Source organism: Candidatus Aquicultor sp. (assembly GCA_036504445.1).
GTDB lineage: Bacteria > Actinomycetota > Aquicultoria > Aquicultorales > Aquicultoraceae > DASXVE01.
On sequence record DASXVE010000019.1, the window covers coordinates 41,101 to 62,400 of the forward strand.

Annotated in this window: 23 protein-coding genes; 3 read left to right on the plus strand and 20 right to left on the minus strand. The window is 48.5% G+C overall.

The features are described 5' to 3' along the window. Window positions 1–42: 42 nt before the first annotated feature. From VGK02_04610 to VGK02_04625, 4 genes are all read right to left on the minus strand, one after another. Entirely contained in the window at window positions 43–1,380 is a 1,338-nt protein-coding gene (locus VGK02_04610) for a dihydroorotase (protein ID HEY3374327.1), read from the minus strand. After that, complete coding sequence (locus VGK02_04615; GenBank protein HEY3374328.1) at window positions 1,373–2,305, minus strand: aspartate carbamoyltransferase catalytic subunit; 933 nt, start codon at window positions 2,303–2,305, stop codon at window positions 1,373–1,375. The genes VGK02_04610 and VGK02_04615 overlap by 8 nt, the downstream gene beginning before the upstream one ends. Window positions 2,306–2,314: 9 nt before the next feature. Beyond that, window positions 2,315–2,857 (minus strand): bifunctional pyr operon transcriptional regulator/uracil phosphoribosyltransferase PyrR, encoded by a 543-nt coding sequence (gene pyrR / locus VGK02_04620; protein HEY3374329.1) that lies wholly within the window; start codon window positions 2,855–2,857, stop codon window positions 2,315–2,317. Between the two features lie 240 nt (window positions 2,858–3,097). Further along, window positions 3,098–4,054: a hypothetical protein gene (locus VGK02_04625; GenBank protein ID HEY3374330.1), complete on the minus strand. Its 957-nt coding sequence runs from the start codon at window positions 4,052–4,054 to the stop codon at window positions 3,098–3,100. Between the two features lie 94 nt (window positions 4,055–4,148). On the opposite strand from VGK02_04625, the gene VGK02_04630 reads away from it, so the two are divergent. Together VGK02_04630 and VGK02_04635 are read left to right on the plus strand one after the other, a co-directional pair. Next, window positions 4,149–5,387, plus strand: coding sequence for a PD-(D/E)XK nuclease family protein (locus VGK02_04630; protein HEY3374331.1), 1,239 nt, complete (start codon window positions 4,149–4,151; stop codon window positions 5,385–5,387). Between the two features lie 81 nt (window positions 5,388–5,468). Next, window positions 5,469–6,599, plus strand: coding sequence for a hypothetical protein (locus VGK02_04635; protein HEY3374332.1), 1,131 nt, complete (start codon window positions 5,469–5,471; stop codon window positions 6,597–6,599). A gap of 68 nt (window positions 6,600–6,667) precedes the next feature. Here VGK02_04635 and speB read toward each other — a convergent pair whose 3' ends face one another. From speB to VGK02_04690, 11 genes are all read right to left on the minus strand, one after another. Continuing rightward, complete coding sequence (speB, locus tag VGK02_04640; protein HEY3374333.1) at window positions 6,668–7,582, minus strand: agmatinase; 915 nt, start codon at window positions 7,580–7,582, stop codon at window positions 6,668–6,670. A 257-nt stretch (window positions 7,583–7,839) separates the two neighbouring features. Next, the gene (gene speD / locus VGK02_04645) at window positions 7,840–8,190 is read right to left on the minus strand and encodes an adenosylmethionine decarboxylase (protein HEY3374334.1); all 351 of its coding nucleotides are present in this window, start codon (window positions 8,188–8,190) and stop codon (window positions 7,840–7,842) included. After that, window positions 8,187–9,230, minus strand: coding sequence for a deoxyhypusine synthase family protein (locus tag VGK02_04650; GenBank protein ID HEY3374335.1), 1,044 nt, complete (start codon window positions 9,228–9,230; stop codon window positions 8,187–8,189). The genes speD and VGK02_04650 overlap by 4 nt, the downstream gene beginning before the upstream one ends. A 243-nt stretch (window positions 9,231–9,473) precedes the next feature. After that, a complete protein-coding gene (locus VGK02_04655; protein HEY3374336.1) occupies window positions 9,474–10,454 on the minus strand; it encodes an RluA family pseudouridine synthase in 981 nt (326 codons plus the stop codon). Continuing rightward, on the minus strand, window positions 10,455–11,237 hold the full coding sequence (gene lgt / locus VGK02_04660; GenBank protein HEY3374337.1) for a prolipoprotein diacylglyceryl transferase: 783 nt from the start codon (window positions 11,235–11,237) through the stop codon (window positions 10,455–10,457). Window positions 11,238–11,266: 29 nt separating this feature from the next. Then, window positions 11,267–11,734 carry a signal peptidase II gene (lspA, locus tag VGK02_04665; protein HEY3374338.1) on the minus strand — a complete coding sequence of 156 codons (468 nt, stop codon included), beginning with the start codon at window positions 11,732–11,734 and terminating at the stop codon, window positions 11,267–11,269. A gap of 203 nt (window positions 11,735–11,937) precedes the next feature. Next, on the minus strand, window positions 11,938–12,306 hold the full coding sequence (locus VGK02_04670; GenBank protein HEY3374339.1) for a TraR/DksA C4-type zinc finger protein: 369 nt from the start codon (window positions 12,304–12,306) through the stop codon (window positions 11,938–11,940). Between the two features lie 148 nt (window positions 12,307–12,454). Further along, the gene (gene ileS, locus VGK02_04675) at window positions 12,455–15,280 is read right to left on the minus strand and encodes an isoleucine--tRNA ligase (protein HEY3374340.1); all 2,826 of its coding nucleotides are present in this window, start codon (window positions 15,278–15,280) and stop codon (window positions 12,455–12,457) included. Window positions 15,281–15,469: 189 nt separating this feature from the next. Next, window positions 15,470–15,811 carry a hypothetical protein gene (locus tag VGK02_04680; protein ID HEY3374341.1) on the minus strand — a complete coding sequence of 114 codons (342 nt, stop codon included), beginning with the start codon at window positions 15,809–15,811 and terminating at the stop codon, window positions 15,470–15,472. 32 nt (window positions 15,812–15,843) lie between these two features. Then, entirely contained in the window at window positions 15,844–16,158 is a 315-nt protein-coding gene (locus VGK02_04685; protein ID HEY3374342.1) for a DUF167 domain-containing protein, read from the minus strand. Window positions 16,159–16,296: 138 nt separating this feature from the next. Beyond that, entirely contained in the window at window positions 16,297–17,046 is a 750-nt protein-coding gene (locus VGK02_04690; protein HEY3374343.1) for a DivIVA domain-containing protein, read from the minus strand. An 82-nt stretch (window positions 17,047–17,128) separates the two neighbouring features. Between VGK02_04690 and VGK02_04695 the strand changes: the two genes are divergently transcribed. Next, on the plus strand, window positions 17,129–17,392 hold the full coding sequence (locus VGK02_04695; GenBank protein HEY3374344.1) for a hypothetical protein: 264 nt from the start codon (window positions 17,129–17,131) through the stop codon (window positions 17,390–17,392). Between the two features lie 12 nt (window positions 17,393–17,404). Here the strand turns inward: VGK02_04695 and proC are convergent, their stop codons facing one another. The 5 genes from proC to pgeF form a co-directional block, all read right to left on the minus strand. Continuing rightward, window positions 17,405–18,214 (minus strand): pyrroline-5-carboxylate reductase, encoded by an 810-nt coding sequence (gene proC / locus VGK02_04700; protein ID HEY3374345.1) that lies wholly within the window; start codon window positions 18,212–18,214, stop codon window positions 17,405–17,407. 9 nt (window positions 18,215–18,223) lie between these two features. Then, window positions 18,224–18,712, minus strand: a complete 489-nt coding sequence (sepF, locus tag VGK02_04705) for a cell division protein SepF (GenBank protein ID HEY3374346.1) — start codon at window positions 18,710–18,712, stop codon at window positions 18,224–18,226. Window positions 18,713–18,736: 24 nt separating this feature from the next. Beyond that, window positions 18,737–19,417, minus strand: a complete 681-nt coding sequence (locus VGK02_04710; protein HEY3374347.1) for a YggS family pyridoxal phosphate-dependent enzyme — start codon at window positions 19,415–19,417, stop codon at window positions 18,737–18,739. A 141-nt stretch (window positions 19,418–19,558) separates the two neighbouring features. Further along, entirely contained in the window at window positions 19,559–20,209 is a 651-nt protein-coding gene (gene phoU / locus VGK02_04715; protein HEY3374348.1) for a phosphate signaling complex protein PhoU, read from the minus strand. A gap of 56 nt (window positions 20,210–20,265) precedes the next feature. Then, a complete protein-coding gene (gene pgeF, locus VGK02_04720) occupies window positions 20,266–21,126 on the minus strand; it encodes a peptidoglycan editing factor PgeF (GenBank protein HEY3374349.1) in 861 nt (286 codons plus the stop codon). Window positions 21,127–21,300 lie beyond the last annotated feature (174 nt).

Consider the following 21,300-nt stretch of genomic DNA (forward strand, 5'->3'; position numbering starts at 1 on the left):
GCAGCGTACCTCTAGCGCCTGCTTCTCTCTCGGTTTCAGTCGCTATCGATCGCTTTTGTATGCGTCAAAAACAACTGGGGTTTCATCACAACCCTCAATTATTACTCTATCCTTAATAATATGCTTTCCACCGCTAAACACGTCCGTTACAACGCCTTTGAGCTGGCGTCTCGCATACGGTGTGTTAATGCTTTTTGATTCAAATTTTAGTGCATTAACCTCTAGTATAGCTTTAGTATCTATGAGTATAATCTCGGCTACCGCGCCTGTCGCGATACTTCCCTTTTTGATCCCTAGTATCTTCGCAGGTCCAATGCTCATCTTAGCGATTGCATCGCCGAGGCTCAGGATTCCTGCTTCAACAAGGTCGGTTAGTATCACGCTGAGCGTAGTCTCTAAGCCGATCATGCCGAACGGCGCGTAATCGAATTCCATTTCCTTCTCATGTCTGGCGTGCGGTGCGTGATCGCTGGCAATTGCATCGATTACACCATCTTTTAGCCCCTGATGGAGCGCATCAACATCTGCTTGCGTGCGAAGTGGCGGGTTTACCTTAAAGTTCGTGTTATATTCTTTCAGGTTCTCATCTGTCAGCGTTAAGTGATGCGGCGTCGCCTCGCAGGTGACGTTAATCCCCTTCTCCTTGGCACGGCGTACCAGCTCGACGCTTCCTGCCGTGCTAATATGCGCAATATGCAATTTGCCGCCGGTTAGCTCGGCGAGCAGGATATCTCGTGCGATGATGACCTCTTCAGCTGCGGCCGGAATACCCTTTAAGCCTAGCACTGTTGACCAGTAACCCTCATGAATCTGACCGCCGTGCGCGAGGTAACATTCCTCGGCGTGCGAAATCACCGGTTTGTCCCACATCTTGGCGTACTCAAGCGCGCGTCTCATGAGCTGGCTGTTCATCACACACTTGCCGTCATCTGAGAAACCGACTACGCCGGCCTGTATGAGCTCGCCCATCTCGGAGAGACGTTCGCCGGCAAGACCATGCGTAATTGCGCCGATCGGGTAGACATTCCCGAAGCCTACGTTTGCAGCCTGGCGCTTTATGTACTCAATAACCGAGGCCGAGTCTGCAACCGGGTCGGTGTTCGGCATACAGGCTATGCTCGTAAAGCCGCCTTTTACCGCTGCTCGTAGGCCTGTTTCTATAGTTTCCTCATCGGTACGCCCGGGATCGCGCAGGTGAACGTGCATATCCACCAAACCCGGTGCAACAACTTTGCCGCCGGCATCGATTTCTTCGGCAACCGCCGTGATGTTTTTATCGACCGCGGTAACTATGCCGTCCTCGATAAGAATGTCGAGCACATCGTCTCTGTTGTTCGCCGGGTCGATTACCCGGCCACTTTTTATAAGATATTTACTCATCCTGAGCGCCACCACCTATCAGCAAGTACAACACGGCCATCCGCACCGCAACACCATTTGTTACCTGGTTTGTTATCACCGATTGCGGCATATCCGCAATCTCGGGCGCTATCTCGACACCCCGGTTTATCGGCCCGGGATGCATCACTATAAGATCGGGTTTTGCCATCAGCAATCGCCGTTTATCGACCCCAAAGAGCGTCGCGTATTCACTTAAGGACGGGAAAAGCGGCTCTCCTTGACGTTCGAGCTGTATTCGTAGAAGATATAAAACGTCGATCTCCGGGATAACCGAGTCCAAATCGTGTGATACTTGCACACCGAGCTCTTCGATGTCTTTCGGGATCAAAGTCGGCGGGCCGACAACAATCACCTTAGCGCCCATTTTTGTAAGCGCCAGAATATTCGACCTGGCCACACGACTGTGCGCGATGTCGCCGACAATAGCAACTTTTAGCCCCTGCAGCGTCCCGAACTCCTGCCGTATCGTAAAGAGATCGAGAAGCGCCTGGGTAGGATGCTCGTGCCAGCCGTCGCCGCCGTTTACCACGCTGCAATCCATGTGCTTCGCCAAAAGCTCGGCCGAGCCGGATGCCGCGTGCCTGATAACCACTAGATCCGCCGCCATCGCCTGCAAGGTCTGAGCTGTATCCTTTATGCTCTCGCCTTTTACGACCGCGCTAGAGCTTTTCGAAATATTGACCGCGTCGGCACTCAGGCGTTTTGCAGCAAGCTCGAATGATGTGCGCGTGCGCGTGCTCGGCTCGAAGAAGAGATTAATCACCGTGCGCCCGCGAAGTGTTGGAACTTTTTTAATCGGACGCGCGGAAACCTCTCTGAACGAATCGGCCATATCAAGGATGAGCGAAATCTCATCGCTTGTAAGCTGGTTTATGCTCACTAGATCTTTATGACGTAATCCCACGTGAACCCCTTACTCTTCCTCACCGATAACGACTGAGTCTTTATTATCAATTTCCGACACGTTGACTTGTACGCGTTCTTTGCGAGCCGTCGGAATATTTTTGCCGACATAATCCGCGCGAATCGGCACCTCTCTGTGCCCGCGGTCGATCATTACCGCCAGCTGAATCGCTGCCGGCCTGCCGTAATCCATAATCGCGTCGAGCGAAGCCCTGGTCGTGCGGCCCGTGAAGAGCACGTCGTCGACGAGGATGATGGTTTTATCCCGCACATCAAACGGGATTTCGGTTTTGTAAATCTTCGGTGTTGCGAAGGTGGAAACATCATCGCGGTACATGCTGATATCGAGCGAACCAACCGGGATGTCGACCATTTCAATCTGTTTGATCTTTTCCGCCAACCTGCGAGCAAAAAAAATACCGCGGTTGCGGATTCCTACCAATGCCAGGTTTTCCGCCCCACGGTTGTTTTCTAAAATTTCATGGGCGATCCTGGTGATCGCGCGCTCCATTGCGGTGCTGTCCATGACGAGTGCTTTTTCTTTAAAGCCCATTTATCGCTCCCTTTTTCGGTGCAAAAAAATACCTTCTCTGCGGGCTGCAAGAAGGTAGGCATGTGGGCGCTTAAGCTTAACATATTCTGTTGCCATCCTTGCCAGCCTCACAGGACTAGATTTAAAGGTCTCAATAACAATAACAGAAAGTCAAAAGCAGTGCAACCATTTTCGCACGCAGATCTGCCAAACTTTTATATCATTTCCGCATGCCTTACATGCGACCGTATAGCCTTAATGCTAAGGCTCACCCGCCTCTTCAGAAATCCGTGCTTCAATTTCTTCCAGGCTTTCCGGCACTTCGTCTTCTTCCATCCGGCGTAAATGCAGGTGCTTGCGTATAGGGGCCCAAATTGCAAGCAGCAGGACCAGAACACCCATGACGTACCATCCGATATCTTGAAGCCATATCAGCCAGATTGTAATTTGCTGCTTGCGCGCGTAGCCCTGCCAATCGCTATTGAGCTGCTTTTGATTGCGCCCTACCGCGCGAAGCAGTGCCGTATCAAAATCCTCACCTGCCTGCATCCTATCGATTGCCCCATAGAGTTTATTGCGGCCGAATTTGTCGGCGACAAAACTGACCATCTGGTACGCTTGCGCGTAATCCTGCTGTGAGCCGGCCCAGCCACTATTGCTATGGTTACCGACTAACTGCGGGATATCCCTCGTCAACATATAACTATCGAGGTTGGCGACATCGACACCGGGTTGAGATTCATACGTCGCAAGCCCTTCGATAAACCATTCGGGCACGGTGTCGATTCTCGGAACGCTGCGCATAAAGATGATATGGTTGATTTCATGGGTTAACGTAATAGTTGCGTTGCCGACGCCATTTAAGATTGAAACCAGGTTCTGCCCAGGAGCCGCGTATCCAGCGGCATTATCAGAGGGGCTATCGCTTAAAAAAGCGGCACGGTCCGTGTAGACGTAAAGTTTTATTTTTTGTTGCTGTTCGAAATGGTAGCGCCCGGCCATATCTATATAGATAGATTCTGCAGTTTGCCCGATACTTCGCATATTGGCACGTTTGGTCGCAAAAATTATAAAATGAGGCGTTTGCAGCGAGGTCCAATCTCTCTGCGATGTAATGGCAACAGCGCTACCAGCGCTACTGGCAAGTATGGCAAGCCCTAGCGTAATAATAACTGCGATATTTTTAATCATAAAACCGGCGCCATTATGGCTCGCCATTGTCTCTTACCTCCTTGACCCTGTTGTTACGCTTCGGTAAACTAGGTCAGTCAGGCATTGTTTTCCCAGTGCAGAGCAACCAATTGGAGCGGACATGAGACTCAGTTACTCGGCAATCTCAACATATCAGAAATGCCCTCTCTCCTACAAATTCCAATATATCGAGAGAATTCCGACAAAACCGTCGCATCATTTGAGTTTTGGAAGCAGCGTGCATGCGGCGCTTGAGTTCTTCTACTCCGTGATCGAGGGAGCCGAGCCGTACAGCCTCGAGCGACTTTTACGGGAACTCGATAACGTCTGGCTGAGTGAAGGATACGAAAGCCTTGCGCATCAGCAAGAATATAAAGATAAAGGCCGCGCTATCCTTACCAAGTTTTACGAGGCAAATGTTGCAGCGTTTGCTAAACCGGTGGCCGTTGAACAACGATTTGCGATCTCGCTCGGCAACGATCTTACGCTCTCAGGTATAATCGACCGTATCGACCGCCGACCCGATGGCGGCTTTGAAATCATCGATTACAAAACCAACGGCAAACTGCCGCCTCGCACAAAAATTAAAACCGACCTACAGCTTCCCATCTACCATATGGCGGTCGAAGATATGTACGGGATTGCACCGAAACAAGTTACGCTGTACTTTCTCGTGCCGGGCGAAAAGATGAGCGCCAGTAAGACGAAGACTGATATAGACAGGGCAAAAGATACGATCTACAAAGTCGCCGACGGTATTAAACGCGATACCGAACACGGCTTATTTGAGCCGCTCGGGAACCCGCTTTGTCCGTGGTGTGATTTCATCGAGCTGTGCCCTATGCACAAAAACGATCCCGTAATCATGGCCAAAGCTGCTGCAAACGGTAAGCTCGCCGGACTTGCAGCCCGCAAAGAGCAAAGCTCTATCCAAAACCAACCGGCGACAAGCGCAATGATAACCGAACTTAAGAAGAGCGCAACTCAAATCGAGCGCGTTGTCGATGAGTATTTTGACCTGGTTAACACGATTGAAGCGGCCCGCACCAGGCTTAACGAGCTTCAGCCGGTCATTCATGAGTACTGCGAGAAAAACAAGCTAGCCTCAATACGCGGCACACACGGGCAACTTTCGCGCAGCGCTCGCAAAACCACTCACTATAATATAGACAAATTGCGGGCGCTTCTTGAGCCTCGCGGCTTATGGGAAAAGGTGCTAGACGTTAACGGCGCGCTGTTGAAACAACTGCTGGAAGACTCGGCTTCCGAGGATGAGCTGAGAAAACTTATCGCCACCGCCAAAGAAGTCGAAGAAATCGGCTACGTCCTTTATATTAAAGATGAACCGGCTGACGAGTAAATTTGTCACCATCTTCATAAATACCACCTACAAGTATCCACCCAGCCGGTATTAGCAGGAATAAGCTGTTAAGGAGCATTTATGAAACGTTTTTCGGCCACTCTGACCTGCCTTCTGTCAATCTTTTTACTTTCGATATTGCTCTCAGCGTGTGAAAAAGCAAATAATAACTCCTCAGCAAAGTCATTAACCGTAAACGTGGTACTTCCCAGAACGATATTTGTGGGTGATTATCAGGCACGTTGCACTCCAAGAAAAATCACGTATCTCAAAACGCTCCCTCTTCTTACTGCGAAAACCGAGCAATTTTCTGAAAAAGAGGTCATCGGGTGGTTTAAGCCGAGCAGTATTACGACATCACAAGCAGTATCAACTGATGTAAGCTGGTCGTTTAGCAGAAACTTATACGGCCTCTATGTAGCAAACCAGATAGCCGCCGACGCGGGACAAAAGGCTTGGGACTTGCAGGGCGAAGAAACGGGCACGCTGGTTATCAGACAAGTTCCTGATAATTTCCTCACGCCGAATATCTCTTTCTCTAACCCAACGGAGTATCATTCATACGGTCTAATACCGAAAGGACCTGAACCACAGCCAAAGGTCATATTTGTTAGGGAGTCGATATCTGAGACGGAAGCTATTGTGAAAGCCGATGCGTATATAAACGCGCACGGAGGCATGCCGGCAGACGCCGTTCGACACGCTGTATCAATCGAAAGCGGTGTTATAGTTAAGGAACAGGGTAAGCGGGTTTATCCTATCAACAGCATATATGGATACTCGGTCAGCTATAGCCAGCGCTACCAGGGTATTCCTGTTTATCTCGACAGTATCGCGGTAACCCTTGATGAGGTGGGCGTTACCAGCTATTCTCGCACGTGGCACAAATTCGAAGCTATAAGCCCGCCAAAACCCATTATTAACCCACGAAAAGCAGTTGATGCAGCTGTGAAATATCTTACGCCAGGCATCAACTCCCGTGAAGGTATCGTGGTAAGCCGAGTACAACTACGGTACTATAACTCGCAATCGCTCGAGTTTCCATGGCGCTCCAGCGTTCCGAAGAATGAGCTGAGCCCATACTGGTATATTCGCGTCAATAACCATGACGTGCGCGTTAACGCTTTAACCGGTAATATCGTTGAGCCTAATCTCGGTTCTAACGCGGAATCGGACGCAACTGTAAAGAAGGTCGATATACATCAACCCTAAAGATTTACCTAAGGACGAGGCAACACGACGCCTGAACTTTACGGATGATGGTTATAATAAGTACCGGTTTACTCAATAATCTCAATTTCGGGACCGGTGTATCCGCGAATCTTATCTCTGAAGCAGTATCCGATTAGTTTATAGATAAGCTTTGCAGCAAAGAAGTCGCTCGCAGGGTTTCCAGAAATCGGTGCAAGCTCTACCACGTCAAATCCGACGACCTTTTTATGGAATGTTATCTCGTCGATTATTCTAAGCAGCTCATACCAGGTAATCCCGCCCGGTTCCGGTGTGCCTACCGCCGGAACCTCCGACGGATCGAAAACGTCCATGTCGATTGTTATGTACACGGTATCGCCCAGGGCGTCAACAATGTCTTCAACGCCGTAATAGCCAAACTTGTACTGCGGGGCGGATACAGAAAATATATTTTTCTCTTTTATAAATGCGGCTTCCTCCGCACTACTGTTGCGTACGCCAAGTTGGGCGAAACTAATTCCCTCGTCGTAAATGCGCCGCATAACGCAAGCGTGACTATATTTTGTTTCCTCGTAGGTATCACGGAGGTCGGTGTGGGCGTCTAGCTGCAGCACGGTAATATCAGGATAACGCTCGCGTAACGCCTGCACGGCTCCGAGCGTGATCGAGTGCTCTCCCCCGATCATTACCGGAAATTTATTTCCCTCGACAACGTTAAGAACAGCCTGTTTAACATCCTTGATCTGTTCTTTCGGCCCTGCCATGTTGGGTAAAAGCTCGTTCATCGTGTGTATGCCGACTTTTTTGTAGATTTCGGTCTCGAACTCCATATCGTAGAGCTCAACCTGACGAGAGGCATTGATTATAGCGAGTGGGCCTTCCCTTGTCCCCGCTTTATACGTTGTGGTTGCGTCATACGGCACGGGCACTATGACGACATCCGCCTCATCAAATGAGCTGTTTTCATCTATTCCAAGAAAATTAAAGGGTAACGACGCGTACATCCATACCTCCGGAAATATTATTGCATGCCAGAACAGGCATAGTATTATCTACCACATTAATTGTAAGTGTTAAGCGTTGTTTTGCAAGCCAAAGATAGGCTTGGCAGCATATTGCACGACGATCGGATGCATTTAGACGGCAGGAGCCGCATGAGAAATGTTACCACTGGAAATGGGTTCTCCCCGCCTTCGAAATTTCGAAGAACGGGGAGATTAATTGAGTAACATAAAATCCGCCTTGTGTCGGTTTACATTTCTTAGAACCGAGGAATGTGCTTAGCTTCTACATCCTCTTTCTTGATACCGAGCTGCCTGCAAATCGATTCGAGTATCTTATCGCAACTCGTAGCTCCACAGGTAAACACATCAAGGGCCATCTTGCCGTCATCGGCATAGGTATGCACGGAAACATGGCTCTCGTCGAGCATGATAAATGCCGTGCAACCCGGCGATGAGTTGTGTCCAAAATGGTACCTGGACTGGTTAATGATGTTCGCACCAACTTCATTCGCCGCGTTAACGATGGTCTGAAGTAGCTTCTTGTCGTCCACAAGCAGGTCAAACGCCTGGTTGTGGACGTCCACAATTAAGTGATTACCCTTGTTCATCTCTCAATCCTTTCTAGTTGATTTCCAACCCAACTAAAGTTTCTTTTCCTATTGAAATCCTTATTGGATTGCATAAACGCACCTATAATGAGCGGCAATCCGATAGTCGCATCTAAGTACACGGTTGCAATTTGGGCATCTTTGGTTATCTTGCCCCAAGATTGCGCTTCCTCGAAAGTGCAACCGCTTAGACCACCCCATTTCGGATCATCCGTAGTAATTTGTATGGCATATTTGTGGCCGGGGATCTTTCGATAGCCCATTGTGTCAAGCATTGGCTCAAGCTGTTGAATATAATTCTTGGGCACGCCGCCTCCAACGTAAATTGCCCCTGTTTCCTCGGCCTTTAGTTTAATCTGAGCGATCTCATAGTTGTCTCGTATCTGGTCGATAATAAGATTTCCCGGACCTCTCCCGTTGTTCTCGCTCTGTGCGTACAGGTGTGTAAGTGCGATACCGATCGCACTGTCGCACAACGCCGGACAAAACGCAGGAACATCTTCCTCATAGGCAGCTCGAAGGATTGAGTTCGGATCTTCGATCCTTGAGCCGAGATATGCTAGAAACTCGCGCGACGAATACGCACGGGGCTCCAGCTCAGAAGCCATGTCTGCTATAGCAAACTCGACGCTCTCAAAATCGTCATTGCTGATATATGTATCGTAAATGCGATCGATTTTGAGGCCCTCTAGAACTCCATCGTTTGCGTGGGAGGATCCGATATAATGATGGAAGCCCAGCGCTTCGATGATGTCATGCGTTAGGTTCGCGCCTGTTGAAACAAGCGCATCGATCATGTGGTTCTTAATCATGTCCCTGACGACTTTTCGTAAGCCCCCAGGAACAATAGCACCAGCTATGCCGAGGAATATTGTAGCCTTTTCGTCCTTAACCATTGTGTCAAGCACGTTTCTTGCTTTAGCAAGATTGCGGCTCTGATACGATGTCGCTTCGAATCCCCGAAGTAGCTGGTCTAATCCTTCGATCTTACTCAGATCGAGGTGCTGTATAGGGTGTTTTAATAAATCCCTTTTTTCCAACTGACCTCCTAGAAGGGCCTGACCTTTTTGAACCCAACCAATCTATAATAACGCTAAATATTTTTTTCCTCAATATATTTTTTAGCTAAACGAGCAGCTGCATAACAAAAGCCTGCCCTAATTCTCGAGAATTATCGCGACATTATCGATTAATTAGTGCAAGCTCATTAAACAAACAATATTAGGATAGTGATATTGTGTTCGGTAGTCAATATTTTGCAGCAAATTTAGGGGCGGGCGACCTTAAATTCGTTCTTCTTCATACATCTTTTTTAGCCGCTCGAGTGTTCCCTGCAGGTCGGCCGGCAGTTGGTCTTCAAAGCACATGCGCTCACCCGTTCTCGGATGCGTGAACTCTAGACGATACGCGTGCAAAAACTGCCTGGCAAGACCGAGATCGCGCTTCGAACCATTCGTGCCGTATACGGGATCGCCCACGACGGGATGGTGGATATACTTCATGTGCACTCGTATCTGATGTGTCCGCCCCGTCTTCAGACTTACCTCGGCCAGGCTATAATCATCATACATCGCGATCAGGCGATAATGGCTGATCGCATCACGTGCGGCTGTGCCCATAACTGACATCTTCTGCCGAAAACGTGGGCTTCTACCTATCGGGGCATCGACCGTACCCTCGATCTCCTTAAAGCGACCGTGCACCAGCGTAAGATAGGTCCGCTTGATTTCGCGGTCTTTGAGCTCTTTGCTTAATGCCTGATGAGCTTGGTCGTTTTTTGCGACGATCATCAGCCCGGATGTATCTTTGTCGAGCCGGTGGATTATGCCCGGGCGCGTCACTCCGCCGATTCCTGATAGGTTTTCAGCATGTGCGAGCAGCGCGTTTACCAGCGTCCCGCTTGAATGACCGTGCGCCGGATGTACGACCATTCCGGCCGGCTTCGACAACACAATTAGATCGTTATCTTCATATTTAATATCGAGCGGGATATTCTCAGGTTGGATTTCGGTTAGCTCCGGCGGCGGAATCGTTACATCGATTATTTGGCCGTTTTGCACACGGTAATTCTTTGCTAAATGTTTACCGTCGACCAGCACTAACCCCCGGTCGATGAGAGTTTGCGCAAAACTTCGTGATGTTATATCCGGGTTTTTCGAGAGAAAGACATCTAACCGCTCACCGGCGTCATCGGCACCGACAAGCAGGGAGAACTCAAACATCTCCTTGTCATCACTAAGTATCTCGTTGTCTTCTTCGCGCATCTACTTGTTTGCCCGTTTAATCTCGAGTTGACCTTGCCTCAGGTAGTATCCAAAGATAACCGTAATACCGGATATAAACATCACGATGCTAAAGGCCTGCGAAGCGCTCATCCCTAACAAAAACGCAGGGTTCGCGCGGAAGAATTCAACAATAAATCTGAACAAGCCATAGAGCGTAATGAATACCCAAAATAGCATTCCGTCGCTTTTTATTCGCGGCCTCAGCCACAGCAGAACGCCCAGAGTTACGATATTATATGCAAACTCATAGAGCTGTGTCGGTTGAAGCGGTATACCGAGCGGGCGGGCGAAGGATTCCGCATTATTAAAAGTAACGCCCCAGGGCAACGTTGTTTCTTTGCCGTAACAACATCCATTGGCGAAGCAACCAAGCCTGCCGATTGCCGAACCGAGCGCCAATGACGGGGCAACCATGTCGGCAATTTTTCCAACGGGAAGTTTGCGCAGCTTAACGTACCCCACAACAGCGAGGGCGCCGCCGATTAAGCCGCCGTAAAATACAAGGCCGCCCTGCCAGATTGCAAATATTTGGGCAACGTTGCTCGCAAATTCAGACCAAAAATCAATAACATAGACGATTCTCGCGCCGAGAATACCGCCGATCATCGCGAACAAAACGATATCGTAGGCAATATCCGGGTTAAACCCTTTCCGCTTGGCTTCACTTCGAATAAGAATTACCGCAACCAAGAATGCGATTGCCATCGCCACGCCGTAGGTGTGAATTGTTAGCGGTCCTATTTTAAAAAGTACTGGTAGCACAAATAATCATCCTTCTATTAATGCGTATTCTATGAACTCGGCTGTTTTGCTTGGACAACTTCCTTTCGTGCGCTGCTGAGCAGCATGAGAATTACCAGGCCGATACCGATAACAATCGCCGAATCAGCCACGTTAAACACCGGCCATATCCGAAAATCGATAAAATCGGTGACTTTACCGAGATACACCCTGTCTATAAGATTACCAAAAGCGCCACCCAGCACAAGGCCAAATGATACCTTGGAAAGCTTGTCAACCGGTCGCGCAAACCAGTAATACGAAAGCGTGATCATAATAACCAGGACGCTCACAATCAGAAATATGAATTGATGGTTTGGCAGCATGCCGAATGCAGCACCGGGATTCTTTACATACGTGATGTGCAACACTCCCGGTATTACGGGAATGGAATCTCCTGACGCCATGGATAAGCGAATGAAAACTTTAGTTGCCTGGTCGAGTACTATAACAACCAATGCTATGATAGCTAGAAACACCGGTGCACCTCTCTAAAACCGGTTGACACGATAATTGTCGGAGCTGCTGAAATCATTACATATAAACATCTCACACGGCAATAGTCGTTATGTGTGCCCTATACATAGTAAAGCTTGCACTTAATTTGGCGCAAGCTTTATATATTATTAGGCTTTTAGTGTCTCAGCGCGTGAACTCCTTGTAGCCTCGAATTGAAGCTAGACTACCAGCTTCGCTCCTCGTTTTTTTTGTCCTCAATACACAAATCCGTATATGGGATCGCTTCGAGACGTTCCCTTTCGATTGGACGACCGCATACCCTGCAGAAACCGTATGTAACGTCTTCGATACGCTTCAAGGCCTCATTTACTTTTACGATCAGGTCGTTTACGTTTAGCGATAGCGAAAGATCCTTTTCGCGCATGAACGTCTCGGTGCCTATATCAGCGAGATGATTCTGGATCATCTCGTCATTGATCCACTCGCTTTGGCTCTGGTCCATTGTGCTATCAACGTACTTCTGCTCGCTCTCAAGACGCTTTTTTTCTGCTAACAGCCACTCCCTGAACTTGTTGAGCTCTTTCTCGTCCACGGGACTTCCCCCTTAACCGCAATTCCTTAACCGTTGTCCTATACGAGAGCCCTGTCCCACAACAACCCATTGCTAATGCAACGACAATTTATTGCTAATGCAACAATTTATAAGGTAATTTTATATACCCGTCGACGGTGGTTTACTATCAAACGTGCACCATGACTGCGGCGCAGCGCGCGCATAAGCTCGGGTGATCCGCCTCCTCGCCGACCGTCTCTTCATAACGCCAGCAACGCTCGCACTTTACGCCCGGTGCCGCCGAGACTTTTACCGCGAGGTTCGGGATGAGTTCGCTCTTGAACGCATCCGCCGGAGCCTCAAAATACGGTAGTAATACCACATTGGACACGATCATGACCTGGGCAAGCGCATCCCCGTAATGGCCGTGTGCGTAACGGTCCAAGAATTCCCTGGTCGCACCATCCACATAAAGCTCAACTTGGGCTTCGAGCGGGCTGCCAATGGCCTTCGCATTTCGGGCCTCTTCCAACGCCTTTGCTACTTCGCCTCTGATTTTGAGGATCTTATTCCACGTTCCATCGAGCTCCGGATTGAGGTAGCTCTCATTTGCAACCGGCCAATCACTTAAATGGACGCTTGCAACATCGCGCGCGCTTTCCGGGATATAGCCCCAGATCTCTTCACACGTGAACGCGAGAACCGGTGCAAGCATTTTCGTAAAGGTCACCAGTATCTCAAACATTACGGTTTGAGCGGCTTTACGTTCAACCGAGTTTGGCGCCGACGCATACAATCTGTCTTTTAATATATCGAGATAGAGCGAGCTCAACTCATTCGTAAAGAAATTGTAGACCGTATGGTACATCGCGTGATAGCGATAATCATCAAAGTTGGTCGTTACCGTTTTTAGCAATGCCGTCATCTCATGAAGAGCCCATTTATCGACCTCAAGCATCTCGTCATATTCGACCGTATCAATGCCGGGCTTAAAATCATACAGGTTTCCGAGCAGGAACCTGAATGTATTCCTGATTCTTCTATACGCTTCACCGACGTGCTTTAAGATATCAGGCGAGATCGCAACGTCAACGCTATAGTCGCTGGATGCGACCCAGAGACGCAAAATATCTGCGCCCGACTGCTTGATGACATCAAGCGGATCGACGGTATTTCCGAGCGATTTGCTCATTTTGCGACCGTCGCCATCAACAACGAACCCGTGTGTTAGAACCGAATCAAACGGGGCTCTATCGTATACGCCAGTCGACGTCATAAGCGACGACTGGAACCAGCCGCGATGCTGATCGCTGCCCTCCAGATACAGATCTGCCGGCCACCGCAAATCGGGCCACACCTTAAGAACAGCCTCGTGACTTACGCCGGACTCAAACCAGACATCGAGAATATCGGTCTCTTTAGTGAGCGTCATGCCGCCGCAATGCGGGCACGCAAAGCCTTGCGGCAAGATTTCCTCCGCACTCTTCGTAAACCAGGCATCCGCGCCTTCGTTCATAAAGAGGTCGATAACCGCATTAATTGTTGTTTTATTGACGACAGCTTCCTGGCAATCGCCACAGTAAAACGCCGGAATCGGCACGCCCCATGCGCGCTGGCGCGAAATACACCAGTCGGGTCTGGTCTCAACCATGCCGTTGATGCGCCGTACGCTCCAATCCGGTATCCACTTAACGTTATTGATCGCTTTCAGCGCTTCACCGCGCAGATTATTGATATCCATCGAGACGAACCACTGCTCTGTCGCCCTGAAGATAACCGGGTTCTTGCAGCGCCAACAGCACGGATAGGCGTGCGCAATTGAAGTTGAATATGCTAATAATCCCTTTTCACGCAAGAAATCTAATATCTTGGGATTGGCATCGTAAATCGACATACCGGCCCATTGCCCTGCTTCTTTTGTAAACATACCGTTGCCGTCAACCGACATCGGCGCCGGTAAATCATATCTTAAGCCGGTCAGATAGTCTTCCTGGCCGTGGCCGGGCGCCGTGTGAACCGCGCCGGTACCTGTATCCAAACCAACGTAATCAGCAAGAACAACAACGCCCTCTTTCTCAGGAAAGAGCGGGTGTTCGTATTTCAAGAACTCCATATCCGAGCCCTTGAAACGTGCAACGATCTCATATTCGCCGATACCGATCTCCGCTGCTACCTCATCAAGGCGTGCTTCAGTAAAAATCAGAATCTGTCCCGCTGTTTTTACCGCGGTATATGAAGCATCCGGATGAACCGCGACGGCGACGTTCGCCGGCAGGGTCCACGGTGTGGTGGTCCAAATCACCACGAATTTTGGCTCGCTATGGGCTGCTATGGGGGCAAACTCGCTCTTTAACGGAAATTTTACATAAATTGACGGGGAAGATTCCTCTTTGTACTCGATCTCCGCTTCTGCGAGCGCAGTATGGTCGTGAATACACCAGTGAATCGGTTTACGACGCTTATAGATAAGGCCGCACTCGTACAGCTCGCCGAATATTTTTACATTTGCAGCTTCATACTCGTGCCGCAATGTCAGATACGGGTCAAACCAATCGCCGGTTACGCCAAGCCGCATGAACTGTGACCTCTGCTTATCAACAAAGCCCATCGCATATTCCTTGCAGAGCGTGCGGAAATCAGCACGTGATATCGTTTTTGCTTTTTCGCCCAGCTGTTTCTCAACATTGTGCTCGATCGGCTGGCCGTGACAATCCCAACCCGGTACGTAAGGGCTATCAAACCCCGCCATAGTCTTATATTTGACGATTATGTCTTTAAGAATTTTATTCATCGCCGTACCGGCGTGAATGTTGCCGTTCGCGTACGGCGGCCCGTCATGCAGAATAAATTTTGGTTTTCCTGCGGATTTTTTGCGGATTTCTCCATAGAGGTGCGTATCACTCCAGTGCTTGAGTGTTTCCGGCTCCCTCTGCGGTAAACCCGCCCTCATAGGAAAGTCGGTTTGCGGCAGATTCAAAGTTGTTTTGTAATCTTGTTTGGGCTGCTCGCTCATTATATCAATCACCCCTAAGCTCGTTGTAAATTATTCCAATTCTATCATTAAAAGAGCCCTCTCTCGAGCTACACGAGAAAGGACCCATATTACATAATAATTAATAGATCAATTATAGGTTCAATGTCTAGCATATTTTAAGATATCTAATTTAATATTCGGCATGTTCTAAATATTATTTCTTATTATTTATTTCCCGAGAACCTCTGAGAGAATCCATAACCTGAGATCTCGGATATCCAGCGCATTTACAAATAGATTGACTTGATTCTTCAGCGCCGGCTCGGGACGATAGCTGAAAACTGTTTCCTCACCATCACTGTTCTTCTCCAACAGCGCGCTGGCGGTGAGAAACTCGACAGCGCGCTCTACGTCTTCCTCGCGACGCCCTAAGTGACGTGCAAGATCTTCAATTCTATCCCGAACACCCGGGTTCTGATGATAAAAAACTATAACCGCCCATGCTACGAGCGAATTGACGTACGAGCGAACAAATGCTTTTAAGCTGTCATCAATAACAGTGCTACTCATTACTTTAGACACCTATAAATCCCCACTACGCGTTATGCTTTCTTTAGCGCGTTCTCAATTGCAGCTATCACCATCTCGGGAGCAACTCCTTTGATGAAAACAGTCTTATGTCTACTCTGCTGACCTGATTTTATCGTAAGTTCGCGTTTAGGCAAAGATAAAATATTAGAAAGCAGCGCAATACACTCCTCATTCGCTCTACCTTCAGCGGGAGGAGCTTGTACGGCAATCTTTATGCTATCCCCATGTACGCCGACAATAGCGGACCTTGACGCTCTCGGCTGTATCCACACATTCAAGAGCGTCCCGTCGCTATAGTCGGTCGCATACGTGCTATTTTCGTCCACGTTCCCCTATCGGCAATCAACGACTTGCATATTTTGCTTGTCACATATTCGATCAGCGACCAGCAATCCCCTGCCGGTTACGGTTTACGACGGATAGATAATACCTATATCGCTAGCTGCCAGGTATAAATAGTCTGACTAAAATGCCAGGTTATCGATATCGAAATTATCTGGCTTATCTAGATCTATATCATCGCCGACCGCTTTTTTGTTTGATGGCTTAAAAGCCTCTTCAAATCCTGTCAACGACTCGAGGTCATCCGGCATATATGTTTCGCCGCTATACGTATTCGGTGCCAGCTTTGGTTCCAAATCAAATTCGATATCAGCAACGTGTTGCGTTTCACCATTTTGTGGCAGCCCCTGGTCTACTGAAGCTTTCTTCTCCAGCTCAAGGGACGGGATATCATTAATGCCGATGATATTGCTGCCAATATCGGCCAGTGCCGCAGTGCTGTCAGCTATTCTCATATATGATTCAAGCATCGACTTAAACTTGCTGCGGAATTCTTCCTCGGCTTGTTTTAAGTGCGTAAGCGTCGATTCATATTTACGCTTCAGATCGTATGCCTCTTGAATGATCTCTTTGCTCTTGAGTTCCGAGTCACGCATTATAAGCTCTGATTCCTTCTTTGCGTGAGACACAATCTCTTCAGCCGATTTCTGTGCCGAAAACAAGGTATTTTGAAGCGTTTTTTCCATACCTGAATAGCCCTCGAGATCCTGCCTTGATTTCTCAATTTGCTCTTTGATCTCAATGTTCTCCTTGAAGAGGTGTTCAAACTCCTCGGCAACCTCGTCCAGGAACCTATCCACTTCTTCTTCATTGTATCCACGAATTGACCTGTGGAACTCTTTGTGGTGGATGTCTAGCGGCGTTAACTTCATCTACGTCCTCCTCTTCAACTAATACGATTGTTGCTTTGACTAAACAAAGAGCCTTAACACAGAAACTATAATTATCTGGATAATGTTCAACAAGATAATCGCAAATATCGGCGATAGATCCAAACCTACTCCACCGACCATGATCGGCGGAATTATGTTTCTAACGAGCCGCATTATCGGCTCGGTTACATCGAAGATAAAATTTAGTATCGGTCGCGTAACGTTGTTTGACGGAATCGTTATGAACGATAGCACGACTCTAATTAAGATGAATATTGTGAGCAGCTGGAACACAATATTCAGTATTTGGATTAACAAGGCAATCCCTGATGCGAGCGGCACGTAATTCTTCCTCCATTTAGGCCAATTCCTCAGCCCGTTTTATTGCAGCATCCACTGCTTCTTGTACTATAATATTAAATTCGTGATTAGAAAATACCTGCAAAGCGGCTGCGGTGGTTCCACCTGGGGACGTTACCCTCTCCCGCAATACGCCGACTTCCTCCCCGGTTTTTTTCAAGAGTTCCGCCGAGCCCGCTATTGTTTGCACAACGAGGGTACGTGCCGCATCCGGTTCAAGCCCCGCCCTGACACCGGCAGCTATTAGCGCTTCCGCCATCAAGAAAACATACGCCGGGCCGGAGCCGCTTACCGCAGTAACTTGATTCTGCAAATTTTCAGGAAGCTCAATCGCTTCACCGACCGCTTTGAACAATTGTAATGCTATTTCCACAGCCTCATCGCCTGCATATTTTCCGCGGCTGACGGCCGACATTCCCATTGAAACCAAGGCCGGCGTGTTCGGCATAACTCTGATAACCGGCAATGCTTTCCCAATGAGATCTTGTATCTTTTCGGTTGGTACGCCTGCTGCAATTGATACCACAAGCTTATCTTCAGTAAACGCGCTTCGCGTTTCGGTTAACATTGCCACAATCTGCTGCGGTTTTACAGCTAGCAAAACTATATCGGCGCGCTCGATCGCCGCTCGATTATCAGTCGTAATATTGACGTGATATTCGGATTTGAGCGCCTCTAAGCGCTCAATATTTACATCGCTTAGGAGAATTTGCTCGGGTTGTACAATACCGGCTGCCAAGAAACCGCGAAATAATGCTTCGCCCATTTGACCGGCCCCGATAACAGCGAGCGTTTTTCTTGCTAGCAACAAAGCCTCCTAGAACTGATTAAAAAACCCTTTTTCCTGCAAACGACGACGTTCTTCCGCCGATACTTCAACGTTACTCGGCGTGAGCAGAAATACTTTCTCTGCGATTTTCTGCATGCCGCCGTTAAGACCATAGGTCAACCCGCTTGCAAAATCGATGAGTCGCTTCGCCAAATCGGCGTCGCTTCGCTGAAGATTGATAATAACCGGGATATCCGTTTTGAACTTATCCGCAATCTGTTGGCAATCGTTAAAATTCGAAGGTTCAACGATATGCACTTTTACTTGCGGTGGTGGGGCGATAGACCGCAAAGATGCCGTGCTGCTTTTGTGCGCCCTATCGAGATCGGGGTACCGCGTGATTTTACGCACGGTCGGCGCCTGGTCAAAATCCTCGTAGCTGTCGTAGTCGTCCAGATCTTCAAAAGTGCTTTCGATTGGTTCTTCCTCTGTTAGTTTGAAGTAGTTCATCGTCTTGCGCCAGATGCTCTCACGCATATATATTCTCCTCCTAAGCTCCTCCTAAGGTGTAAATAAAGCCGTTCCTATGCGTACCATGTTGGCACCGTGTTCTATCGCTATCTCAAAATCATTGGTCATACCCATGGAGAGATAACGCATGTCCAGTTTTTCGCCTTGCTTGCTAGTTAGATTATCGAATATTTCCTTTGTTTTTGCAAAGTGACTCTTTAAAACAGCCGTATCTTCAGTAAAAGGTGCCATTGTCATGAGCCCTTTTACGCGTATATTCGCTAATCCTTCAATGTCCTGAGCTGCTGAGACGATGTCTCTGGGCGCAAAACCGTGTTTGCTCGGCTCTTCAGACGTGTTTACTTCAAGCAAAATGTCCTGCGTTTTTCCGATCGCTTTAGCCCTCATGCTTATCTCCTGAGCCAAAGCCCTGCTGTCTACTGATTGTATCAGGTAGACGTAAGGTATGATATACCTTACTTTATTTCTTTGCAAATGACCGATAAAATGCCAGTTAATCCCCTTCCCTGCTGCCGCTTGCTTAGGAATTAACTCTTGAGACCGGTTCTCACCGATATCAGTAACACCCGCACTGACCACTTCCAATACGGCTGAGAGAGGTTGATTCTTAGTCACAGCGACAAGCGTGATCGTTTCTGGGCTCCGGCCGCTCTTTTGTGCCGCTTCTTCAATGCGTTTTCTTACTGTCAGTACATTTTTAGTTATCGACATAATCTATAAAAATTTCTATATTGGTATGTAGTACTCCTGCTTTCTTACGCTAAATCTTAAAAAAGGCGGAAAAACCCATATTTATCCGGTGTTCCCGCCAAAAATCAACGTGTTATTAAGTTGAGAATGCGTATCAGTCAGCTATAATTCCCCTGGCACGTGCCCTGTGACAAGATATTCAATGCGATCGGCGATATCTACGCAATGGTCGGCTATGCGCTCGAGATATCTGCTTGCCAAAAGTATGCTGCCGATTGATTCAACCGATTCATTGTCTTGATATTTCGCTAACCGTGTAAAAATATTTTTATACATGCGGTCGATTTTATCGTCGAGGCCGCCGAGCTTGCTCGCAAGTTCAAGATCTTTTTCTTCAAAAGCCTTTAGCGCCATGTCAACAAGAATCAGCGTCTCACGCCCCATCTCGTTTATATGTTGCGATACAGGTGCGGCGAACTCATCTTTCGGGCATCGTTTCGCGCCTTTGGCAAGGTTGACAGCAAGATCACCCATCCGTTCTAGATGAAGCGCGATAAACATCGTCGTCCAGCACAGCCTCAAATCTTTTGCCACCGGTGCTTGGCGGGCGATAAGCTCCATGCAACGCTCTTCGATGTTGTAATTCATTGCGTCGATCGTATCGTCGATCGCTATAACCTCATCGGCAAGCTCAATATCGCAATCAACGACAACCTGTACAGCATTACCTATGGCTTGGCGGGTAACACGCCCCATCGCCAAGACATCCGCCGTAAGATCTTTGAGCTCATCGTGGAATGTTTTTCTGAGCATTTATTCTTCCCAACTCGTCTAAGTAGCCTTATTTCAACATATACTACCATTATTCGCTAAAGCTTTGTAGCGCCGCGATAACTTTCTGAAAGAATTGCGGCAATTGCGGCATGCCTGCCCGTTATGCCGCTATCGGCCCGATACGAAAAATAATCTTGGTGCCGACATGCCGTACAAATATCCGCCGATATAATTTGCTGTGGTGAAATTCCGCTTGCCGTTAACTGCAATCTGGCGATCTCCACCAGGTTTATGCGGTTTTCATGGCGCCAGCCGTCAAACCGCATAAAACGATCCTTGAACGCGTCCATTACTTCAGAGCTTACCTCATAACAACAGCCGCATATCGAAGGGCCGATAAATGCAAAAAGATTTTGTGGCGATAGGTTCCAACTCGAAACCATGGCCGCGGTCGTAGATTCAACTATGTTGCCGTAGACACCTCTCCACCCGGCATGCGCGACCGCGATAATCCTCTTCTTCGGCTCGACAACTATGATAGGCACGCAATCGGCAAAAAAGAGCATAAGCGGCAACTCGGCTTGATCCGTAGTGAGCGCGTCGGTACCGGCAATCGTGCCCGTCAGCAAGCGGGCGCCCCTACCGCTTTCGAGCGAACTCACACGCTGTACCCGAGTGCCGTGTACCTGCTCGGCACAAACAGCATCCTCGATGTTTAGATCAAAATGGCTAAGGATTCTCTCGCGATTGGCGATGACGCGCTCCGGATTATCGCCAACGTGCAATCCCAGATTAAGCGATGAAAAGGCACCCTCGCTCACCCCGCCACGGCGCCCGGAAAAGGCCACGAGGATTTTGTCCCGAGCAAGAAGAGGCTCCGCTACAAGAACATTAAAACCGTCTCCCGCTTCAAGCATTAAACTATAATTGGATTGTGCGCACGCTTCTTGGGCCACTGTGCCGTCGCCTCCATTGCGACATCATTGCTTCATGCAAGTATTTTCGAAAAACCTCTCAACTATATTCTGGTATGAAAACCGCGACTGACTATTTATACTTAACAGCATCCGCAATGAAGCTCATTGAAAAACAGATTAACCTATAAAAATAATGCCGCCGGCTTAATGCTC

Bases quoted from the DNA above. Each gene is read 5' to 3' on its own strand.
- VGK02_04610 (HEY3374327.1), bottom strand. From the start codon at position 1,380: ATGAGTAAATATCTTATAAAAAGTGGCCGGGTAATCGACCCGGCGAAC.
- pyrR (HEY3374329.1), bottom strand. From the start codon at position 2,857: ATGGGCTTTAAAGAAAAAGCACTCGTCATGGACAGCACCGCAATGGAG.
- VGK02_04625 (HEY3374330.1), bottom strand. From the start codon at position 4,054: ATGGCGAGCCATAATGGCGCCGGTTTTATGATTAAAAATATCGCAGTT.
- VGK02_04630 (HEY3374331.1), top strand. From the start codon at position 4,149: ATGAGACTCAGTTACTCGGCAATCTCAACATATCAGAAATGCCCTCTC.
- VGK02_04635 (HEY3374332.1), top strand. From the start codon at position 5,469: ATGAAACGTTTTTCGGCCACTCTGACCTGCCTTCTGTCAATCTTTTTA.
- speB (HEY3374333.1), bottom strand. From the start codon at position 7,582: ATGTACGCGTCGTTACCCTTTAATTTTCTTGGAATAGATGAAAACAGC.
- speD (HEY3374334.1), bottom strand. From the start codon at position 8,190: ATGAACAAGGGTAATCACTTAATTGTGGACGTCCACAACCAGGCGTTT.
- VGK02_04655 (HEY3374336.1), bottom strand. From the start codon at position 10,454: ATGCGCGAAGAAGACAACGAGATACTTAGTGATGACAAGGAGATGTTT.
- ileS (HEY3374340.1), bottom strand. From the start codon at position 15,280: ATGAGCGAGCAGCCCAAACAAGATTACAAAACAACTTTGAATCTGCCG.
- VGK02_04680 (HEY3374341.1), bottom strand. From the start codon at position 15,811: ATGAGTAGCACTGTTATTGATGACAGCTTAAAAGCATTTGTTCGCTCG.
- VGK02_04690 (HEY3374343.1), bottom strand. From the start codon at position 17,046: ATGAAGTTAACGCCGCTAGACATCCACCACAAAGAGTTCCACAGGTCA.
- VGK02_04695 (HEY3374344.1), top strand. From the start codon at position 17,129: ATGTTCAACAAGATAATCGCAAATATCGGCGATAGATCCAAACCTACT.
- sepF (HEY3374346.1), bottom strand. From the start codon at position 18,712: ATGCGTGAGAGCATCTGGCGCAAGACGATGAACTACTTCAAACTAACA.
- VGK02_04710 (HEY3374347.1), bottom strand. From the start codon at position 19,417: ATGTCGATAACTAAAAATGTACTGACAGTAAGAAAACGCATTGAAGAA.
- phoU (HEY3374348.1), bottom strand. From the start codon at position 20,209: ATGCTCAGAAAAACATTCCACGATGAGCTCAAAGATCTTACGGCGGAT.